14 protein-coding genes and 1 pseudogene are annotated in these 18,257 nt (G+C 66.2%); 3 read left to right on the top strand and 12 right to left on the bottom strand.

Annotated elements, in window-relative coordinates; all coding sequences use genetic code 11:
• Nucleotides 1–30 precede the first annotated feature (30 nt).
• Both BG61_RS07685 and BG61_RS07680 read left to right on the top strand, forming a co-directional pair.
• A complete protein-coding gene (locus BG61_RS07685) occupies nt 31–1,308 on the top strand; it encodes an aspartate carbamoyltransferase (RefSeq protein WP_035929692.1) in 1,278 nt (425 codons plus the stop codon).
• A 100-nt stretch (nt 1,309–1,408) separates the two neighbouring features.
• Complete coding sequence (locus BG61_RS07680) at nt 1,409–1,729, top strand: hypothetical protein (protein WP_035929689.1); 321 nt, start codon at nt 1,409–1,411, stop codon at nt 1,727–1,729.
• Nucleotides 1,730–1,741: 12 nt separating this feature from the next.
• Here BG61_RS07680 and BG61_RS07675 read toward each other — a convergent pair whose 3' ends face one another.
• The 12 genes and pseudogenes from BG61_RS07675 to BG61_RS07625 all read right to left on the bottom strand — a co-directional run bounded on the left by BG61_RS07675 (nt 1,742) and on the right by BG61_RS07625 (nt 17,131).
• Nucleotides 1,742–2,803: a LacI family DNA-binding transcriptional regulator gene (locus BG61_RS07675; RefSeq protein ID WP_035929688.1), complete on the bottom strand. Its 1,062-nt coding sequence runs from the start codon at nt 2,801–2,803 to the stop codon at nt 1,742–1,744.
• Between the two features lie 48 nt (nt 2,804–2,851).
• Nucleotides 2,852–4,150, bottom strand: coding sequence for an MFS transporter (locus tag BG61_RS07670; RefSeq protein WP_051672364.1), 1,299 nt, complete (start codon nt 4,148–4,150; stop codon nt 2,852–2,854).
• Between the two features lie 196 nt (nt 4,151–4,346).
• A complete protein-coding gene (locus BG61_RS07665) occupies nt 4,347–5,081 on the bottom strand; it encodes a ribonuclease activity regulator RraA (RefSeq protein WP_035929683.1) in 735 nt (244 codons plus the stop codon).
• 20 nt (nt 5,082–5,101) lie between these two features.
• Nucleotides 5,102–6,844, bottom strand: a complete 1,743-nt coding sequence (araD, locus tag BG61_RS07660; RefSeq protein ID WP_035929682.1) for an L-arabinonate dehydratase — start codon at nt 6,842–6,844, stop codon at nt 5,102–5,104.
• 203 nt (nt 6,845–7,047) lie between these two features.
• Nucleotides 7,048–7,176, bottom strand: a pseudogene (locus tag BG61_RS39925) (BrnA antitoxin family protein); the annotation flags it as partial.
• 39 nt (nt 7,177–7,215) lie between these two features.
• Complete coding sequence (locus tag BG61_RS07655; protein ID WP_035930020.1) at nt 7,216–7,998, bottom strand: CDP-diacylglycerol diphosphatase; 783 nt, start codon at nt 7,996–7,998, stop codon at nt 7,216–7,218.
• Between the two features lie 307 nt (nt 7,999–8,305).
• A complete protein-coding gene (locus BG61_RS07650) occupies nt 8,306–9,772 on the bottom strand; it encodes a catalase (protein WP_051672354.1) in 1,467 nt (488 codons plus the stop codon).
• A gap of 250 nt (nt 9,773–10,022) precedes the next feature.
• Nucleotides 10,023–11,501, bottom strand: a complete 1,479-nt coding sequence (hydA, locus tag BG61_RS07645; RefSeq protein ID WP_035930015.1) for a dihydropyrimidinase — start codon at nt 11,499–11,501, stop codon at nt 10,023–10,025.
• A gap of 20 nt (nt 11,502–11,521) precedes the next feature.
• The gene (locus tag BG61_RS07640; RefSeq protein WP_035929679.1) at nt 11,522–13,033 is read right to left on the bottom strand and encodes an NCS1 family nucleobase:cation symporter-1; all 1,512 of its coding nucleotides are present in this window, start codon (nt 13,031–13,033) and stop codon (nt 11,522–11,524) included.
• Nucleotides 13,034–13,090: 57 nt separating this feature from the next.
• On the bottom strand, nt 13,091–14,377 hold the full coding sequence (gene preA / locus BG61_RS07635; RefSeq protein ID WP_035929677.1) for an NAD-dependent dihydropyrimidine dehydrogenase subunit PreA: 1,287 nt from the start codon (nt 14,375–14,377) through the stop codon (nt 13,091–13,093).
• Nucleotides 14,378–14,411: 34 nt separating this feature from the next.
• Nucleotides 14,412–15,746 carry an NAD(P)-dependent oxidoreductase gene (locus BG61_RS07630; protein WP_035929675.1) on the bottom strand — a complete coding sequence of 445 codons (1,335 nt, stop codon included), beginning with the start codon at nt 15,744–15,746 and terminating at the stop codon, nt 14,412–14,414.
• A 104-nt stretch (nt 15,747–15,850) separates the two neighbouring features.
• On the bottom strand, nt 15,851–17,131 hold the full coding sequence (locus BG61_RS07625; protein WP_035929662.1) for a Zn-dependent hydrolase: 1,281 nt from the start codon (nt 17,129–17,131) through the stop codon (nt 15,851–15,853).
• A gap of 360 nt (nt 17,132–17,491) precedes the next feature.
• Between BG61_RS07625 and BG61_RS07620 the strand changes: the two genes are divergently transcribed.
• A complete protein-coding gene (locus BG61_RS07620; protein WP_035929660.1) occupies nt 17,492–18,190 on the top strand; it encodes a TetR/AcrR family transcriptional regulator in 699 nt (232 codons plus the stop codon).
• Nucleotides 18,191–18,257 lie beyond the last annotated feature (67 nt).

Below are 18,257 nucleotides of genomic sequence, written 5' to 3'. Positions count from 1 at the left end.
ATACGCTCCGCGTACATATTCGGAGCGATCATGGCGACTCAGCAACAAACGGTTCTTCGCGACGCGATGCGCCGCCTCAACATGACGCGCGACGCGTTCGCGAGCCGCATCGGCGTGACGCGGCGGGCGCTCGACACATGGCTGTTGCCCGACGGCTCGCCCGAATCGCGCGCGATGCCCGAGATTGCGGGCCGCTATGTCGCGGAGATTCTGGCGCGCGAGCCGGGCGCGATCGAATATACGCAAAGCGTACATTCATTGATTGCATTCGAGGGGCGGCCGCAACTGCTCTCCGTCGACCAGTTCTCGCGCGACTCGGTAGAGGCGCTCTTTCGCGTCGCCGACATGATGCAGCCGATCGCGCGCCGCCAGAAGATCACGCGCGTGCTCGAAGGCGCGGTGCTCGCCAACCTGTTCTTCGAGGCGAGCACGCGCACCCGCGTGAGCTTCGGCGCGGCGTTCTGCCGGCTCGGCGGGTCGGTGTGCGATACGACGGGCTTCACGTTTTCGTCGATGGCGAAGGGCGAGTCGATCTACGACACGAGCCGCGTCATCAGCGGCTATGCCGACGCGCTCGTCGTCCGCCATCCCGAACAGGGGTCGGTGGCGGAGTTCGCGCGCGCGACCAACATTGCCGTGATCAACGCGGGCGACGGCCCTGGCGAGCATCCGAGCCAGGCGCTGCTCGACCTCTACACCATCCAGCGCGAGTTCTCGCGGCTCGGCAAGATCGTGGACGGCGCGCATATCGCGATGGTCGGCGACCTCAAGTACGGCCGCACCGTGCACTCGCTCGCCAAGCTGCTCGCGCTGTATCGCGGGCTCAAGTTCACGCTCGTTTCGCCGCGCTCGCTCGAAATGCCCGACCACATCGTCACGCAGATCGCGCGCGGCGATCACGTGATCGAGCAGACCGCCGATCTGCGCGCGGGCCTCGAAGGCGCCGACGTGGTCTACGCCACGCGCATCCAGAAGGAGCGTTTCGCCGACGAATCGATCGAAGGCTACACGCCCGATTTCCAGATCAACCAGGCGCTCGTCGATCGCGTCTGCGGCCCGGACACGCTCATCATGCACCCGCTGCCGCGCGACGGCCGGCCCGGCGCGAACGACCTGTCCACGGACCTGAACCACGACGCGCGCCTCGCGATCTTCCGCCAGACGGACAACGGCATCCCGGTTCGCATGGCGATCTTCGCGGTGCTGCTCGGCGTCGAGCATCAGGTGCAGCATTCGATGCGCGACGCCGCGTGGCAATCGCCCGCCCATGTCGGCCCCGACGACGCCGTGTTTCACGGCATCGACTGACACGCGGGTTTTTACGCCGGGCAGGGATTTTTTAGCGCCACGTTTACGCGCTGCCGCATAAGCTTCGAGACATGCAAACCGATTACGGAGCTCGATGCAAATGAACATGGCTCTTGCACTCGCCGCCTGCGGCACCGCAGCGGGCGACAACGCCCTCGCGCTTTCTTCGCAGCGCGTGCTGCTTTCGGCGGTGGTCAGAAGCGAACACGAGGACGCCTCGCGCGAGCGCATCCGGCGCCTGTTTCATTCGCCGCTCGGCGTCTATGTGAGCCACGCGTCGCGCGATCACGCGCAACTGCGCCTCGAATTCGATGTCGCGAGCGAAGACCTCGCCTTCACGATCCGCACGCTCAGCCGCGTGCTGCCGGAAGCCGATGTGGAAGACGTGCGCCCGCGCGTGTTCGGGCATCGCGGGCACTGACCGGCGCGCGGGTCAGGTCGTCTCGCGCTCGACCAGTTCGAACCCCACGTCGATCACCTTCTTCTCCCCCGCCCCGGCGAGCCGGTCGATCAGGCAGCGCGCGGCCGTCACGCCGATGCGCTTGCCGTCCACGCGCACCGTCGTCAGCGCGGGCGCCGTGTCGGCGGCGAACTCCAGGTCGCCGAAGCCGCACACCGCGATGCGCCCCGGCACCGCGACGCCGAGCTTTCTCGCCTGCGACACCACGCCGAGCGCCAGCAGGTCCGAGCTGCAGAAGACCGCATCGGTATCGGGCCGCTCCGCGACGATGCGCTGCAGGCCGTCGCGGCCGAGCGCAACCGAGCTTGGCGGCGGCACCAGCACTTCGGCTATATCCTGAACGCCGTGCGCCGCGAACGTATCGACGAAACCGCGCCGGCGGGCCAGCGCGCGGTCGTCGTTCGCGGAGACGAGCGCCGGATGCCGCGCGCCGCGCGCGAGCAGCCGCTCTGCCACCGCCGCGCCGATCCGGTAATGCGAGAAGCCGACCAGCATGTCGATCGGCTCATCCGTCATGTCCCACGTCTCGACGATCGGAATGCCGACCTTCAGGAGCCGCTCGCGCAGGCTCGCCGCATGCGCGACGCCCGTCAGCAGCACGCCTTCCGGGCGGCGGCTCAGCACGGCGTCGAGCAGCTGGTCTTCGTCTTCGTCGCTGTAGCCGGAGAGGCCGAGCAGCACCTGATAGCCCGCGCGGGACATCGTGTCGCTGAAAACCTGCACGGTTTCCGAGAAAAGCGAGTGCGCGACCGTCGGCACGATCGCCGCGATCAGGCGTGATTTCGCCGACGACAGCCCGCCCGCCAGCCGGTTCGGCACGTAGCCGAGCTGCGCCACCGCCTGCCGCACGCGCGAGAGCGTTTCGGGCGCGACCGTCTCCGGCGCGTTGAACACGCGCGATACCGTGATCGGCGACACGCCCGCCGAGGCCGCCACATCGGTGATGCGGATGCCCTTCTTCGCCCCGCGCGAGCGCCTGGCCGGCGCGGGCACGGGCGCGGCGATCAGCCCGGAGGTCGGTTTCTCGTTCGGCATGGGTGGCGTGTTCGGAGGTGGGTCAGGAGGTGGCTCAGGACGGCGATTTTAAGCCCTCGTCTTCATCTCGCCCGCGCCTTGCAGCGACAGTGCGCCGCCCGTCCTGTTGCGCCGCATCAGGATGAACGTGACGATCGCGAACACGGTCAGGCACGCGGCGGGAATCAGCATCGGCGCCTTGACGCTGCCGCTCGCCTGCCGCACCCACGGCACCAGGTTCTGCGCGACGAACCCGCCGACATTGCCGAGCGAATTGATCGCCGCGATGCCCGCCGCGGCGCGCGCGCCGGTCAGGAATTTCGGCGGCAGCGTCCAGAAGCACGGCAGCAGCAGATACATGCACGGCGCGCCGAGGCACAGCGCGGCGAAACGCAGCGTGTTGGTCGGCAGGAACACGCTGCCGAGGAAGAACATCACGCCCAGCAGCGCGGCGGCAAGCATCGCGCCCATCGTGCGGTTGCCGGCGCGCAGCTTCGCGGGCAGCCATGCGAGGACGATCGTCGCGGCGAGCCACGGCAGGATGTTCAGCATGCCGTTGGTCGTGTTGGTGACGCCGAAGCCCTTGACGAGCGTCGGCAGCCAGTAGCTCACGCCGTAGACCGAAATCGACAGCATCATGTAATAGAGCGCCATGCCGATCACGCGCGGCTCGGTCAGCACGCTCAAAAGGTGCGAGCCGCCCGCCTCCGACTTGCGCGCTTCCGCGCGCTCGGACTCTAGCCGGTCGGCGAGCCACTTCTTTTCGGGATCGGACAGGAACGTCGCCTTCAGCGGCGACGCGGGCAGGCAGAACAGCACGACCGCGGTCAGCAGCACCGACGGCAGGCCCGTCACGATGAAGACCAGTTGCCAGCCCTGCAGGTCGAGAAAGCCGCCCTTGTCGAGCAGATAGCCGCAGATCGGCGCGCCGACCATGTTGCCGATGCTGCTGCCGAGCGTGAAATAACCGAGCATGCGCACGCGGTGCCGTGCCGGAAACCACAGCGTCAGGTAATAGATCACGCCCGGGTACAGCCCCGCCTCCGACGCGCCGAGCAGAAAGCGCAGCACGTAGAACATCGTCGCGTTCTTCGTGAAGGCGAGCAGGATCGTGACGATGCCCCAGGTCAGCATGATCCGCGCGATCCAGCGCGGCGCGCCGTACTTGTGCAGCATCACGTTGCTCGGAATCTCGAAGATCAGATAGCCGATGAAAAAGAGCGACGCGCCGAGGCCGTACGCAACCTCGGAGAGGCCGAGGCTGCCGAGCATCTGCAGCTTGGCGAAGCCGACATTCGAGCGGTCGATATACGCGACGAGATACAGCACGCCGAGCAGCGGCATCAGCCGCAGCGCGAGGCGGTTCATCAGGCGCGATTCGTCGATCGCGGCGGTGCGGGTGGGCGTGGGGGAATTCAAGGTTGTCTCCTTCCGCCCGCGTCGAAGCGCGCGGGACAGGTCAGATGGTTGCGGCCGGGCGCGGCGCCTCAGTTGCGCCTCAGTTGCGCCTCAGTTGCGCCTCAGTTGCGCTTCGGTTGCGCTTCGGTTGCGCTTCGGTTGCGCCTCAGTTGCGCTTCGCGCGCCATTCGGCGTAGGCCGCGAGCGTTTCCTCGTTCGGCGGATAAGTGCCGCGCAGCACGCTGCCCGCCGCGACACGCCCGGCGATGAACTCCTCCAGCAGTTCCTGCTCGGTGGCGTCGCGCGCGACTTCCTCCGCGAGATGGCGCGGCACGATCACGACGCCGTCCACGTCGCCGACCACGATATCGCCCGGATACACCGCCACGCCGCCGCACGCGATCGGCACGTTCATGTCCACGGCGTGATGCTTCGCCAGATTGAGCGGCGCGCTCGCGCCCGCGCAGAAGAGCGGCAGGCCGATGTCGCCGATCGTGCCGCTGTCGCGCACGCAGCCGTCCGACACCATGCCCGCGACACCGCGCACCTTGAGGCGCGTCGTGAGGATCGAGCCGGTCGACGCGACCGTGCGGTCGCCGCGGCAATCCTGCACGAGCACGCTGCCGGGCGGCGCGGTTTCCACGGCTTTGCGCTGCGGATGATCCGGGTCCTGGAACACGCCGACGTGATCGAGGTCCTCGCGCGCCGGGATATTGCGCAGCGTGAACGCCGGGCCGACGAGGTTCGGCGCGCCGACCGCGGGCTTGACGAGCGGCGCGACGCCTTGCAGGAACACGTTGCGCAGGCCGCGCTTGAAGAGTTGCGTCGTGAGCGTCGCGGTGCTGACGTGGCGAAGCTGTTCGAGGGCGGCGTCGCTGACGCTGATATCGGTGGAAGTCATGGTTTTCGGTTCCGTGGGATTCAATGGATCTCGGGCTCGCCGTCCTGCGTCGGGGCGCTCGCCGGTTCTTCGAGAAAGTCGAAATCGCAGCCCTTGTTTGCCTGCGTCACATGCAGCTGGTGCATCACGCCGAAGCCGCGCTCGAAATGGCGCTTCGGCGGCGTCCACGCTTCGCGGCGCGCGGCGAGTTCGGCGTCGCTCACGTCGAGCACGAGGCGCCGCGCATGGACGTCGAGTTCGATCACGTCGCCGTCCTTCACCAGCGCGAGCGGCCCGCCGACGAACGATTCCGGCGCGACATGCAGCACGCACGCGCCGTAGCTCGTGCCGCTCATGCGCGCGTCCGAGATGCGCACCATGTCGCGCACGCCTGCCTTGAGCAGCTTCTGCGGGATCGGCAACTGGCCCCACTCCGGCATGCCGGGCGCGCCGACCGGTCCCGCGTGCTGCAGCACGATCACCGAGTCGGCGGTGACGTCGAGCTCCTCGCTGTCGATGCGCGCGGCCATGTCCGCGTAATCCTTGAACACGACCGCCGGGCCGCGGTGTTTCAGCAGATGCGCCTCCATCGCGGCCGGCTTGATGACCGCGCCGTCCGGCGCGAGATTGCCGGTCAGCACCGCGAGGCCGTCGCACGGCACGAGCGGGTTGTCGCGGCGGCGGATCACGTCGTCGTTGAAGATTTCAGCGCCCGCGATGTTTTCGCCGAGCGTCGAGCCGTTCACCGTCATCTGCGTGCCGTCGATCAGCTCGCCCAGTTCCATGAGAAGCGCGCGCAGGCCGCCCGCGTAGAAGAAGTCCTCCATCAGGTACTGGCCGGCCGGGCGCAGGTTGGCGATCACCGGCGTGATGCGCGCCAGTTCGTCGAAGCGCGCGGTGGTGAGCGGCACGCCCGCGCGGCGCGCGACCGCCACGAGATGCACGATCGCGTTGGTCGAGCCGGACATCGCGAGCACGGTGGTGATGGCGTTGTCGAACGACTTGGCGGTCAGCACGTCGGAAGGCTTCACGTCCGTCCACACCATCTCGACGATGCGCTGTCCCGTAAGCGAGGCGAACTGCGCGTGGCGCGAGTCGACGGCGGGGATCGACGAGAAACCCGGCAGCGTGAGGCCGAGCGCCTCGGCCGCGCTCGTCATCGTCGATGCGGTGCCCATCGTCATGCAGTGGCCGGGCGAGCGCGCGATGCCGCTTTCGATGCCCTTCCACTCGTCCTCGGTGATCTTGCCCGCGCGCAGTTCCGCCCAGTACTTCCAGGTGTCGGAGCCGCTGCCGAGCGTGCGGCCGTTCCAGTTGCCACGCAGCATCGGGCCGGCGGGCAGGAAGATCGCGGGCAGGTCCATGCTGATCGCGCCCATCAGCAGCCCGGGCGTGGTCTTGTCGCAGCCGCCCATCAGCACGCAGCCGTCGAAGGGATACGAGCGCAGCAGCTCCTCGGTTTCCATCGCGAGGAAGTTGCGATAGAGCATGGTGGTGGGCTTCTGGAACGGCTCGGCGAGCGTCATCACGGGCATTTCGACCGGAAAGCCGCCCGCCTGCCAGATGCCGCGCTTCACTTCCTCGACGCGCTGCTTGAAATGCGTGTGGCACGAGTTGATTTCGCTCCACGTGTTGACCACCGCGATCACCGGCTTGCCCATGTAGTCCGACGAGTGGTAGCCCATCTGCGCCGTGCGCGAACGGTGCCCGAACGAGCGCAGGTCGTTCACGCCGTACCAGCGGTGGCTGCGAAGCTGCTCCGGGGTCTTGCGGGTGGAGGTCAAGGCCGTCTCCTTTGGATGTGTCCGATTTGTCTGGTAACGCTACCATCGGCGGTTCTGTCCGATGGATGGGGAAATTTGGGATGCGCCAATGGTAGCGTTACCATTAGCGGGAGAAAGCTAGGGAAAACGCGAGGTTTTGCGACGAACCTGGAAAGAGCCCTTTGGCGGGCACGGCAGGGAAGGCGTCAGCGTGGCGATGCGGCTCACGCCCACCGGTGCTCGCGCAGCCATGCACGCAGCGCATCGTTCATGCGCGTCTGCCAGCCTTCGCCCGTTGCCCGGAAGGCTTCGGCGACGTCGGCATCGGAGCGCACCGTCAGCCGGATCTCGGGCGTTTCAACACGGCGTCCCCCTCACACTCTGTCGCTACGTCACTTTTGCCCGGCGTTTTTCGCCACCGCGCAAGTGTGATCCTGCAATTCCTCCGACGAAGCCCAGTCGCCCGGCTGCACGTGATCGTTGAACAGGTAGAACGCGGGCGTGCCGTCGCGCAGTGTCGCCCCGGCGAGCAGGAGCGTCTGGTCGGCCATCACCTGCCCTTCGGCCGCGACATCCGGCGCGACCAGCTTGAACGGATCGGTGTGGCTCAGGTCGGCGTCTTCGATGCGGCGCACGCGATACGAATGGCCGCGCAGCAGAATCGGAAACCGCGACCAGCCGGTGCCGATGCGCGGCCCGTACTCGCGCAGCGCCTCGACGACATCAGGCGCCAGGCAGTCGATATGAATATGCAGCTGGTTCTGCGTGCGTCCGCTCGCGGAATTGATGGCGAGCGAGATTTCGTCGCGCGGGAGTCTGGTGTGCAGGGCGTCGTCGACGAACCGGCGCGCCTCCCACGCCGCGCGCCAGTAGTTCGGCGAGCCGGGAACCAGCAGGTCGGTGCTTTCGATGCCGCCGATGCGCGCGGTAGGGATCAGCAGATACTGCGCGATGCCGACGATATCCTTCAGCACCGCATAGCCGCCCGCGAGATTCACGTCGATGCATTTCTGCTGGACGTTCGCGCCTTCGGCCGCGGGCACGCAGTAGTCGTGGACGATTTCCCAGAGCGCGTTGGGATTGTGCCGCGCGGCGGCAGGAGAACTGACGGCGAAGGCCGCCGCGGCAAGCAGGGCCGAAACGAAGCCGGCGAGTGGAGCGGTGTTTTTGTTCATGGCGATACGCATCGTAGCCGTGTTGTGTGACCGAGTGATATGACGATTGCGCGCGCCGTCGCGCGAACTTCAGGGCGGCAGCGCGAACGACAATGGGTCTGCGGCATGCGACCACGTTCATGCGGTGTTCGCCGATCGCTTCCCCGTCCGGTTGGAAACGGCGTTTTGCATTAACTATCAATTGTCTGGAAGATTTTCTGTTGTGGTCCGTGCGAGGTTCTACCGCCCCTCGCCTCGCCCCGCCTGGTCCAAAAAAATGCCCGCACCCTTTCGGGCGCGGGCATCTGCCGCCGCACGACGACCCGCGTCAGGGCAGCGCCGTCTCCGACACCGGCGCCGGCGTCGGCAGCGCCTTCTTCACGCCCTCCGCGTAGGCCGGATCGATCTTCGCGAAGAGCGCCACCTCACGGTCGATGATTTCCTGCGGCACGCCCGCCATCGCCTCCGCGATGTTGTTGAACAGGCGCTCCTTCTGCCCCGCATCGAACAGGTTGAAGAGCGCGCGCGCGTGGCTGTAGTAGTCGTCGTCCGCGCGATGGTCGTAGCGCTCGATCGCGCCTTCCACCGCAAGCGGCGGCTCGTTCACCGACGGGTCCTGCGCAAACGCGCCGAAGCGGTTCGGCTCGTAGTTCGCCGTGCCGCCGAGGTTGCCGTCGGCACGCATCGAGCCGTCGCGATGATATGGCGCATGCACCGGATTGAGCGGCGCGTTGACCGGAATCTGATGATGGTTGATGCCGAGCCGGTAGCGTTGCGTGTCGCCGTAGGAGAACAGCCGCCCCTGAAGCAGCCGGTCCGGAGAGAACCCGATGCCCGGCACGACATTGGCCGGCGTGAACGCGGATTGCTCGACATCCGCGAAATAGTTCTCCGGATTTCTGTTCAGCTCGACGACGCCCACGTCGATCAGCGGATATTCCTTCTGCGACCACGTCTTCGTGATGTCGAACGGATTCTCGTGATGCCCGCGCGCCTCGTCCTCCGTCATCACCTGGATGCAGAAGCGCCACTTCGGAAAGTTCTTCGCTTCGATCGCGTCATACAGATCGCGCTGCGCGCTCTCGCGATCCTCGCCGATCAGCTTTTTCGCCTCGGCGTTCGTGTAGTTCTCGATGCCCTGCATCGTCTTGAAATGGAACTTCACGTAATGGCGCACGTTCTGCGCGTTGATGAACGAGAACGTATGCGAGCCGAAGCCGTGCATCTGCCGGAAGTTCTTCGGAATGCCGCGATCGCTCATCAGGATCGTCACCTGATGCAGCGACTCGGGCGTGCGCGACCAGAAGTCCCAGATATTGGCCGCGTTACGCATATTGGTGCGCGGATCGCGCTTTTGCGTATGGATGAAGTCGGGAAATTTAAGCGGATCGCGAATGAAGAACACCGGCGTGTTGTTGCCGACGATGTCCCAGTTGCCTTCTTCCGTGTAGAACTTGATCGAAAAGCCGCGCACGTCACGCTCGGCGTCGGCGGCGCCGCGCTCGCCGGCGACCGTCGAGAAGCGCATGAACAGTTTCGTTTCCTTGCCTGTCGCGCCGAACAGTTTCGCTTTCGTGTATTTCGTGATGTCGTGCGTGACTTTCAGCGTGCCGAAGGCGCCCGAGCCCTTCGCGTGCACGCGGCGCTCCGGGATCACCTCGCGGTCGAAATGCGCGAGCTTTTCGATAAGCCAGAAATCCTGCAGGGTGATGGGACCGCGCGGGCCGACGGTCTCTGAATTCTGGTTGTCTCCGACGGGAGCGCCTGCGGCCGTCGTCAAGTTGCGGTTGGTCATTGCTCTTCCTCAGCCGGTTCGTGGAGATACGAAGTTGCGCGAAGACGTCCCGCTTCTCGGACCACGCGAGTTCCGTCGCGCTAGCAGCGACTATCGACTGTCCGGAGGCCGGTGCGTGTCGAATAGCGCCGACGAGTTTATCGCGTCGCCGCTACGGCCGCATAGATGGCCACCCGGACGGAATCGGGGCAAAAAAAGCCGGCGCACAGGCGCCGGCCACGAGCAGGAGGATAAAAGGCGCAACGACCGCTCAGGCCGCCTTCACGACCTTGTCGCCGGCACGCACGACCGGGTGTGGCTCCTTGAGCCGGTTCGCGACGCGCGTCGCCTCGAAGTACGACGGATTGGGCGGGCGCTTCAGATACTGACCCGCGCCGCGCACGGCGCGCAAGTCTCCGTTCGCCCACGCGAGCGCGCCGCGCGTGAGCGTGTGCGTCGCCACGCCCTGCACCGTCATGCCTTCGAACACGTTGAAATCGACCTTCTGATGATGCGTCCTGACAGAGATCGTCTTGCTCGCCGCCGGGTCCCACACGACGAGATCCGCGTCCGCGCCGACCTGCACCGCACCTTTCCTCGGATAGAGATTGAAGATCTGCGCCGCGTTCGCCGACGTCACGCGCACGAATTCGTTCGGGGTGAGCCGGCCCTGATTGACGCCGTGATGCCAGAGCACCGACATGCGGTCCTCGACGCCGCCGCAGCCGTTCGGAATCTTCGTGAAGTCCTCGCGGCCCATGGCCTTCTGCGATGCGCAGAACACGCAGTGGTCGGTTGCCGTCGTGTGAAGCTGGCCCGATTGCAGGCCGCGCCACAACGCCTCGCGATGCTCGGCGGAGCGAAACGGCGGGCTCATCACGTGAGCGGCGGCACGCGTCCAGTCCGGATCGCGATACACCGACTCGTCGATCACGAGATGCCCCGGCAGCACTTCGCCGAACACGCGCTGGCCTTCGTTGCGCGCACGCGCGATCACATCGACGGCATCCTTCGCCGAGACGTGCACGATGTAGATCGGCACGCCCAGCACCTGCGCGATGCGGATTGCGCGGTTCGCCGCCTCGCCTTCGACTTCGGGCGGGCGCGACAGCGGATGCGCCTCGGGACCGGTGAAACCGCGCGCGAGCAGCTGCTTCTGCAACTGAAACACGAGTTCGCCGTTTTCCGCATGCACAGTCGGCAGCGCGCCGAGTTCGAGCGAGCGCGTGAAGCTGTTCACGAGCACTTCGTCATCGGCCATGATCGCGTTCTTGTAGGCCATGAAATGCTTGAAGCTCGATACGCCGTGATCGTGGACGAGCGTGCCCATGTCGCGATGCACCGACTCGTCCCACCACGTCACCGCGACGTGAAAGCCGTAGTCCGCCGCCGCCTTCTCCGCCCAGCCGCGCCACTCCCTGAACGCATCCATGAGCGGCTGCTTCGGGCTCGGGATAACGAAGTCGATGATGCTCGTCGTCCCGCCCGACAGCCCCGCCGCCGTGCCGGTGTAGAAGTCGTCGCTCGCGGTCGTGCCCATGAAGGGCAGCTCCATGTGCGTGTGCGGATCGATGCCGCCGGGCATCACGTACTGGCCGAGCGCATCGATGATCTGCGCGCCCGCCGGCGCTTCGAGACCGGCGCCAATCGCGAGGATCGTGCCGCCGTCCTGCGGGTCCGCGCACAGCACGTCGGCGCGATAGGTGCGGTCGGCGTCGACCACCGTGCCGCCGCGAATCAGGATCGTCATGTTGCTGTCTCCTTGAGTTGTCATGCGCTCGCCACGCGCGCGCTCGGGCTCTTGCGCAGCTTCATCCACGCGCCGTAGACGATCGACGCGAGCGCGAGCCCCACGAACCAGGCGTAGGTATAGAGCGTGTTGAAGAATGCGGGCACGTTCGGGAACGACGCCGGGAACGCGGTGTGCAGAAAGCCCGGCAGATTCGGCAGCACGCCGATCACGAGCGCGACGACCGCCGCCATGTTCCAGCCGCCCGTGTAGCTGTATTCGCCGCTCTCGTCGAAGAGCTCGCGGTGATCGAGCCGCGTGCCGCGAATCAGGAAGTAGTCGACCATCAGGATGCCCGCCACCGGCCCGAGCAGCGCCGAATAGCCGACGAGCCACGTGAAGATGTAGCCCTGCGTGGTCGCGAGAATCTTCCACGGCATCATCACGATGGCGATGGTCGCGGTGATCATGCCGCCCGCGCGATACGAGATCCGCTTCGGCCACAGGCTCGAAAAGTCGTAGGCGGGGCCGACGAGATTCGCCGCGAGGTTGCAGCACATCGTATCGAGCGTGAGGATGATGAGCGCGACGCCCACGCCTATGCCGGTCATGCGGCTCGTCAGGTCGATCGGGTCCCAGATCGCCTTGCCGTAGATCACGACAGTTGCCGAGGTGACCACCACCGAGATCACCGAGAGCAGCGCCATCGGCGCCGGCAGGCCGATCGACTGGCCGATCACCTGGTCGCGCTGCGAGCGCGCAAAGCGCGTGAAGTCGGGGATATTCAGCGCGAGCGTGGCCCAGAAGCCGACCATCGCCGTGAGCCCCGGCCAGAAAGTAGCCCAGAACAGGCCCTCTTTCTTGCCACCCGTGACAAACTGCGAAGGCGCCGAGAGCATCGAGCCGATGCCGCCCGCCTTCGACGTCGCCCACCAGACAAGCGCAATGCACATCACGACCTTGACCGGCGCGGACCAGCTTTCGAGCCAGCGGATCGAATCGGTGCCGTGCACGATGAAGTAGATCTGCAGGGCCCAGAAGAAGAGAAAGCACGCAAGCTGCCCGGCGGAGATGTCGAGAAGCGGCAGCGCCGCGCCGTGCAGCGCATTGCCGGTGAGAATGTTGAGCAGCGTATAGATCGCGCTGCCGCCGAGCCACGTCTGGATGCCGTACCAGCCGCATGCGACGATCGCGCGCAGCATCGCCGGCAGCTTCGCGCCCTGCGTCCCGAACGACGAACGCACGAGCACCGCGTACGGAATGCCGTGCTTGGCGCCCGCGTGGCCGATCATGAGCATCGGCACGAGCACGATCACGTTGCCGAGCAGCACCGTGAGCACCGCCTGCCACGGCGACATGCCCTCCTCCGTCAGCCCCGCCGCGAGCATGTACGACGCGATGTTCATGACCATGCCGACCCACAGCGCCGCGAAGTGATACCACTTCCACGTGCGCTGGGCGGGACCGGTCGGCGCCAGATCGTCGTTATACAAACTGCTCGACTGGGCGCCGGCCGCGAAGCCCGGATCGACGGAATGCGCTGTCTGCTTCATCGGATGATCTCCACGGGTGTCAGGAACAGGCGCTGCGTTGCGATGCTGCCTTCACGTCTATACCGCCTTGGCGGGCTCTTGTGCATCCACGCGAGCGGGATTGTTCGGATGCGTGGTCCAGTTCGCGTATTCGCCGGCGTCCACGCGCTCCATCGTGATGCATTGCTCGACGGGGCAGACATGCATGCACAGATTGCACCCGACGCATTCCGAATCGACCACCTCGAAATGCCGCGCGCCGTCCTTTTCGCGCGTGATCGCCTGATGCGAGGTGTCCTCGCACGCGATGTGGCACAGGCCGCACTTGATGCACTTGTCCTGGTCGATGCGCGCCTTGATGTCGTACTTCAGGTTGAGATACTTCCAGTCGGTCACGTTCGGCACGGCGCGTCCGCGGATGTCGTCGAGGCTCGCGTAGCCTTTTTCGTCCATCCAGTTCGAGAGGCCGTCGGCGAGATCGGATACGATGCGAAAGCCGTAGTGCATCGCCGCCGTGCACACCTGCACGCTGCCCGCGCCGAGCACGATGAATTCCGCGGCGTCGCGCCAGTTCGAAATGCCGCCGATGCCGGAGATCGGCAGGTCCGGCGTCTCTCTGTCGCGTGCAATTTCCGCGACCATGTTGAGCGCGATCGGCTTCACGGCCGGGCCGCAGTAGCCGCCGTGCGTGCCCTTGCCGTCGACGGTCGGCATCGGCGCCATCTCGTCGAGATCGACCGCGACGATCGAATTGATCGTGTTGATGAGCGACACGCCGTCGGCGCCGCCCTTGTACGCGGCGCGCGAGCCCACGCGAATGTCGCTGATGTTCGGCGTGAGCTTGACGAGGCACGGCAGCTTCGTGCCCTCCTTCACCCAGCGCGTGACCATCTCGACATACTCGGGCACCTGCCCGACCGCCGCGCCCATGCCGCGCTCGCTCATGCCGTGCGGACAGCCGAAGTTCAGCTCGACCGCATCGGCACCGGTGTCTTCCACGAGCGGCAGGATCCACTTCCAGTCGCGCTCGTTGCACGGCACCATCAGCGAGACGATCAGCGCGCGATCGGGCCAGTCGCGCTTCACTTGCGCGATCTCGCGCAGGTTTACGTCGAGCGGGCGGTCGGTGATCAGTTCGATATTGTTCAGGCCCGCCATGCGCTGGCCGTTCCACTGCACCGCGCCATAGCGGGAGCTGACGTTGACCACGTGCGGATCGAGCCCGAGCGTCTTCCATACGACCCCGCCCCAGCCCGCCTCGAACGCGCGGTTCACGTTATAGGCCTTGTCGGTGGGCGGCGCGGACGCGAGCCAGAAAGGGTTCGGCGAAGTGATGCCTGCAATCGTGCAGCGAAGATCGGCCATGTTCGGCTCCGTGTGTATCGTGGGGTCGTGTTGGTCAGGCTGCCCTGATGGCGGTCAGCGCGAACGATGCATCGATCGATGCCGCCGCGAGCTTGCCGTCCTGCACGGCCTGCACCGTGAGGTCGGGGCCTTCGTGAGTCGCGCAGTCGCCGCCTGCCCAGACTTTCGCGAGGGTCGTCTGGCGGTTTTCGTCGGTGGCGATGCGGCTGCCGTCGAGCGTAAGCAGTTCGTGATCGAGCCCGATCTGCACCAGCGTTTGCCCGATCGCCTTCAGCACCATGTCGGCATCGATCGTGAAGCGCTCCGTGCCACGCTCGAATTCGACGCCCGTCACCTGCCCGCCGGCGCCGGAAAGCCGCACCGGCCGCGCGTGCGTGACGAGCGTGACGCCGTTCATCTGCGCGAACTCGCGCTCGGCCCACGTCGCGCTCATGTGTTCGATGCCGCGCCGGTACACCATCGTCACCGAGGTTGCGCCGAGCTTGCGGCTTTGCACGGCCGCATCGACCGCCGTATTGCCGCCGCCGATCACCACCACGCGGCGCCCGATGGGCACCGACGCGAGATCGTCGGCCTGGCGCACCTGTTCGATGAAATCGACTGCGTTCACCACGCCGCCAAGCGACTCGCCGTCGAGCGCGAGCGCGCGAACGCCGCCGAGGCCGATCGAGAGAAACACGGCGTCGTATTGCTTGCGCAGGTCGTCGAGCGTCATGTCGCGCCCGAGCATCACGCCCGTCTTCAGCTCGATGCCGCCGATCGAATAGAGCCATTCCACTTCGCGCTGCGCGAAGTCCTCGACCGTCTTGTACGCGGCGATGCCATATTCGTTCAGGCCGCCCGGCTTCTCGCGCGCGTCGAAGACGGTCGCCCGGTGGCCCGCGAGCGCGAGCCGATGCGCGCACGCCAGCCCCGCCGGCCCCGCACCGATGACCGCGATGTGGCGCCCCGTATCGGCCGCGCGGGTGAAGAGCGGCTCGCCGCGCGCCATGGCCCAGTCGGTCGCGTGACGCTGCAGCGCGCCGATCGCGACGGGCTTGTCGTCCTGATGATTGCGCACGCATGCGCCTTCACAAAGAATCTCGGTCGGACAGACTCGCGCGCACATGCCGCCGAGCGGATTGGCCGAGAGGATGTCGACGGCCGCGCCCTTCAGATTGCCGTTGCCGATCTTGCGGATGAAGCCGGGAATGTCGATCGATGTCGGACACGCCTGCACGCAGGGCGCGTCGTAGCAGTAGTGGCAACGGCTCGATGCCGCAGCGGCGGCGGTCGCATCGAGCAAGGGCGCGACGTCGGAGAACTCGCACGCAAGCTGTTCGTGCGAAAGACGGTGCGCCGCGATATCGCCGGTTTGCTTCATGGTCATACGCGTTCCTTCAGTCAGGATGAAGACGTAGCCGTGCCCGCCGGCTTCGCGCGAGCGAAGCCGCAGAGGCGTTCCAAAGAGAAACGACAGGCGCTATGAAGCGCTTATGAAGCCGGTTCCGACGCGCGTTCGAGCATCGCGTGAAGCAGGACGTTGGCGCCCGCCTCGATCCATTCCTGCGACGCGTCCTCGATCTCGTTGTGGCTGATGCCATCCACGCAGGGCACGAACACCATCGACGTGGGCGCAACCTGCGCCAGATAGCAGGCGTCGTGTCCCGCGCCCGAGACCATGTCCCGATGCGAGTAGCCGAAGCGCGCGGCGGCGGCGCGCACGGACTTCACGCACGTGGCATCGAATGCGACGGGCGCGTAGTAGAAGATCTGTTCGAGCTGCGTCTCGAGGCCGATGCCGCCTGCGATGCGTGCAACGCCCTCGCGCAGTTCGGCGTCCATCTGCGCGAGCACGGCGTCGTCAGGATGACGGAAGTCGACGGTAAAGAACACGCGCCCCGGGATCACGTTGCGCGAGTTCGGATGCACCTGCATCATGCCGACCGTCGCGCACGCAAGCGGCGCATGATCGAGGCCGATGCGGTTGACCAGATCGACTACCCGCGACGCACCGAGCAGCGCGTCCTTGCGGCGCGGCATCGGCGTCGGACCCGCGTGCGCTTCCTGTCCGGTCAGGGTGATCTCGTACCAGCGCTGCCCTTGCGCATCGGTGACGACACCGATCGTCTTGTTCTCCGCTTCGAGAATCGGCCCCTGTTCGATGTGCAGTTCGAACGCGGCATGCAGTGCACGGCCGCCGCATGGCGCATCGCCCGCATAGCCGATGCGCTTCAGTTCCTCGCCGATCGTCCTGCCGTCCACGTCCTTGCGCGAGAGGCCGTATTCCAGCGTGAAGACGCCGGCGAACACGCCCGATGCCACCATCGCCGGCGCGAAGCGCGAGCCCTCCTCGTTGGTCCAGATGACCACTTCGACCGGATGCTCCGTTTCGATCGCATGATCGTTCAGCGTGCGGATCACTTCGAGCCCGCCGAGCACGCCGTAGATACCGTCGAAGCGGCCGCCCGTCGGCTGCGAATCCGCATGCGAGCCGGTGACGACCGGCAGCGCATCGGGCTTGCGTCCCGCGCGGCGCATGAAGACGTTGCCCATCTGATCGACCGTCACCGTGCAGCCCGCCTCCTTTGCCCAGCTGACGATGAGATCGCGGCCTTGCCGGTCGAGGTCCGTGAGCGCGAGGCGGCAGACGCCGCCCTTGGGCGTCGCGCCGATTCTCGCCATCGTCATCAGGCTGTCCCACAGACGCTGGCCGTTCACCTTCAGGGACGTATCGAGTCCGGTCGCGCTCACTGCATCCGTTACCGCGTTCATTCGGCTCGCTCCTTCAATCGTATGTGAGTGACATGAATCTGGTGCATCCGCGCCTTTTGCCAGGACCGCTTTGGGGCAGCCCCGCACGCAACCGGTGCACGCTTTTTCTTTCTGGGCGATGATCGTGCTGCAGTGAAACGGTCGGCACTCGAATCCTGTCCGACTGGACAGGTTGTAGCTGATTAAAATAAGCAAATCAATGTCTTTTGTGCGCGCGGTTACAGAGCGAGAAGCGTGCCATTGCTCTGCAGCATGGCGTTTTCAGACAGGTCCGCGGAGCCGCCGCCGTTGCGTTTTCGCGAGCGATCCGAACGAATGGAATGAGGCACGGCGCGGCATCGAAGCCGTGCGAGGCAAACAATGAGACACGACGAAACGGCAACCAGCGCGGCAACCGATGCGGCCGAAAACGACGAGACGCGTCCGCCTTTGCGGCGGCGCAAGGCGCATATCCGCGAATCGAATGAAGCGCATCTGCTCGCCTGCGCCGAAGCGGTATTCGCCGAGCGCGGACTCGAAGGCGCGAGCACCGCGATGATCGCGGAGCGCGCGGGCCTGCCGAAAGCCAACCTGCACTACTACTTTCCGACCAAGCTCGCGCTCTACCGCCGCGTGCTCGAAGACCTGTTCGAGGACTGGCATCGCGCGGCCGACACGTTCGAGTGCAGTGACGATCCGGTCGTCGCGATCGGCGGCTACGTGCGCGCGAAGATGGAACTGTCGAGGCGACGGCCGCTCGGCTCGAAGGTCTGGGCGAGCGAGATCATCCACGGCGCGGAGCACATGCAGGACATCCTGGTGGAGCGCGTGAAGCCGTGGCTCGACACGCGCGTGAAGGTGATCGACGGGTGGATCGCGCGCGGCCTGATTGCGCCGATCGACGCCGAGACGCTGATGTTCATGATCTGGGCGACCACCCAGCATTACGCGGACTTCGATGCGCAGATCCGCGCGCTCAAGGGCAAGCGCGCACTGACGCACAAGGCGTTCGACGCGGCGACCGAAGAGGTCGTGCGGCTCGTGATCCGCGCGTGCGGCGCGGTGTCGCCGGGAGGCTGAACGAAAAAGCGCCGGCCGCTTCTTCAGCGGCCGGCGCCCTTGCGCTTTTCTGCTACCCGCGAGGCGT

The sequence above is a fragment of the Caballeronia glathei genome, from assembly GCF_000698595.1.
GTDB classification, from domain to species: Bacteria; Pseudomonadota; Gammaproteobacteria; order Burkholderiales; family Burkholderiaceae; genus Caballeronia; species Caballeronia glathei.
Note: the sequence above shows the minus strand (reverse complement) of the source record. Positions and strands in the feature narration are given on the sequence as shown.

Excerpts from the sequence above, each read along its gene's own strand:
- BG61_RS07685 (WP_035929692.1), top strand. The coding sequence starts at position 31 with ATGGCGACTCAGCAACAAACGGTTCTTCGCGACGCGATGCGCCGCCTC.
- BG61_RS07680 (WP_035929689.1), top strand. The coding sequence starts at position 1,409 with ATGAACATGGCTCTTGCACTCGCCGCCTGCGGCACCGCAGCGGGCGAC.
- BG61_RS07675 (WP_035929688.1), bottom strand. The coding sequence starts at position 2,803 with ATGCCGAACGAGAAACCGACCTCCGGGCTGATCGCCGCGCCCGTGCCC.
- BG61_RS07670 (WP_051672364.1), bottom strand. The coding sequence starts at position 4,150 with ATGAACCGCCTCGCGCTGCGGCTGATGCCGCTGCTCGGCGTGCTGTAT.
- BG61_RS07665 (WP_035929683.1), bottom strand. The coding sequence starts at position 5,081 with ATGACTTCCACCGATATCAGCGTCAGCGACGCCGCCCTCGAACAGCTT.
- BG61_RS07655 (WP_035930020.1), bottom strand. The coding sequence starts at position 7,998 with ATGAACAAAAACACCGCTCCACTCGCCGGCTTCGTTTCGGCCCTGCTT.
- BG61_RS07650 (WP_051672354.1), bottom strand. The coding sequence starts at position 9,772 with ATGACCAACCGCAACTTGACGACGGCCGCAGGCGCTCCCGTCGGAGAC.
- hydA (WP_035930015.1), bottom strand. The coding sequence starts at position 11,501 with ATGACGATCCTGATTCGCGGCGGCACGGTGGTCGACGCCGACCGCACC.
- BG61_RS07640 (WP_035929679.1), bottom strand. The coding sequence starts at position 13,033 with ATGAAGCAGACAGCGCATTCCGTCGATCCGGGCTTCGCGGCCGGCGCC.
- preA (WP_035929677.1), bottom strand. The coding sequence starts at position 14,377 with ATGGCCGATCTTCGCTGCACGATTGCAGGCATCACTTCGCCGAACCCT.
- BG61_RS07630 (WP_035929675.1), bottom strand. The coding sequence starts at position 15,746 with ATGACCATGAAGCAAACCGGCGATATCGCGGCGCACCGTCTTTCGCAC.
- BG61_RS07625 (WP_035929662.1), bottom strand. The coding sequence starts at position 17,131 with ATGAACGCGGTAACGGATGCAGTGAGCGCGACCGGACTCGATACGTCC.
- BG61_RS07620 (WP_035929660.1), top strand. The coding sequence starts at position 17,492 with ATGAGACACGACGAAACGGCAACCAGCGCGGCAACCGATGCGGCCGAA.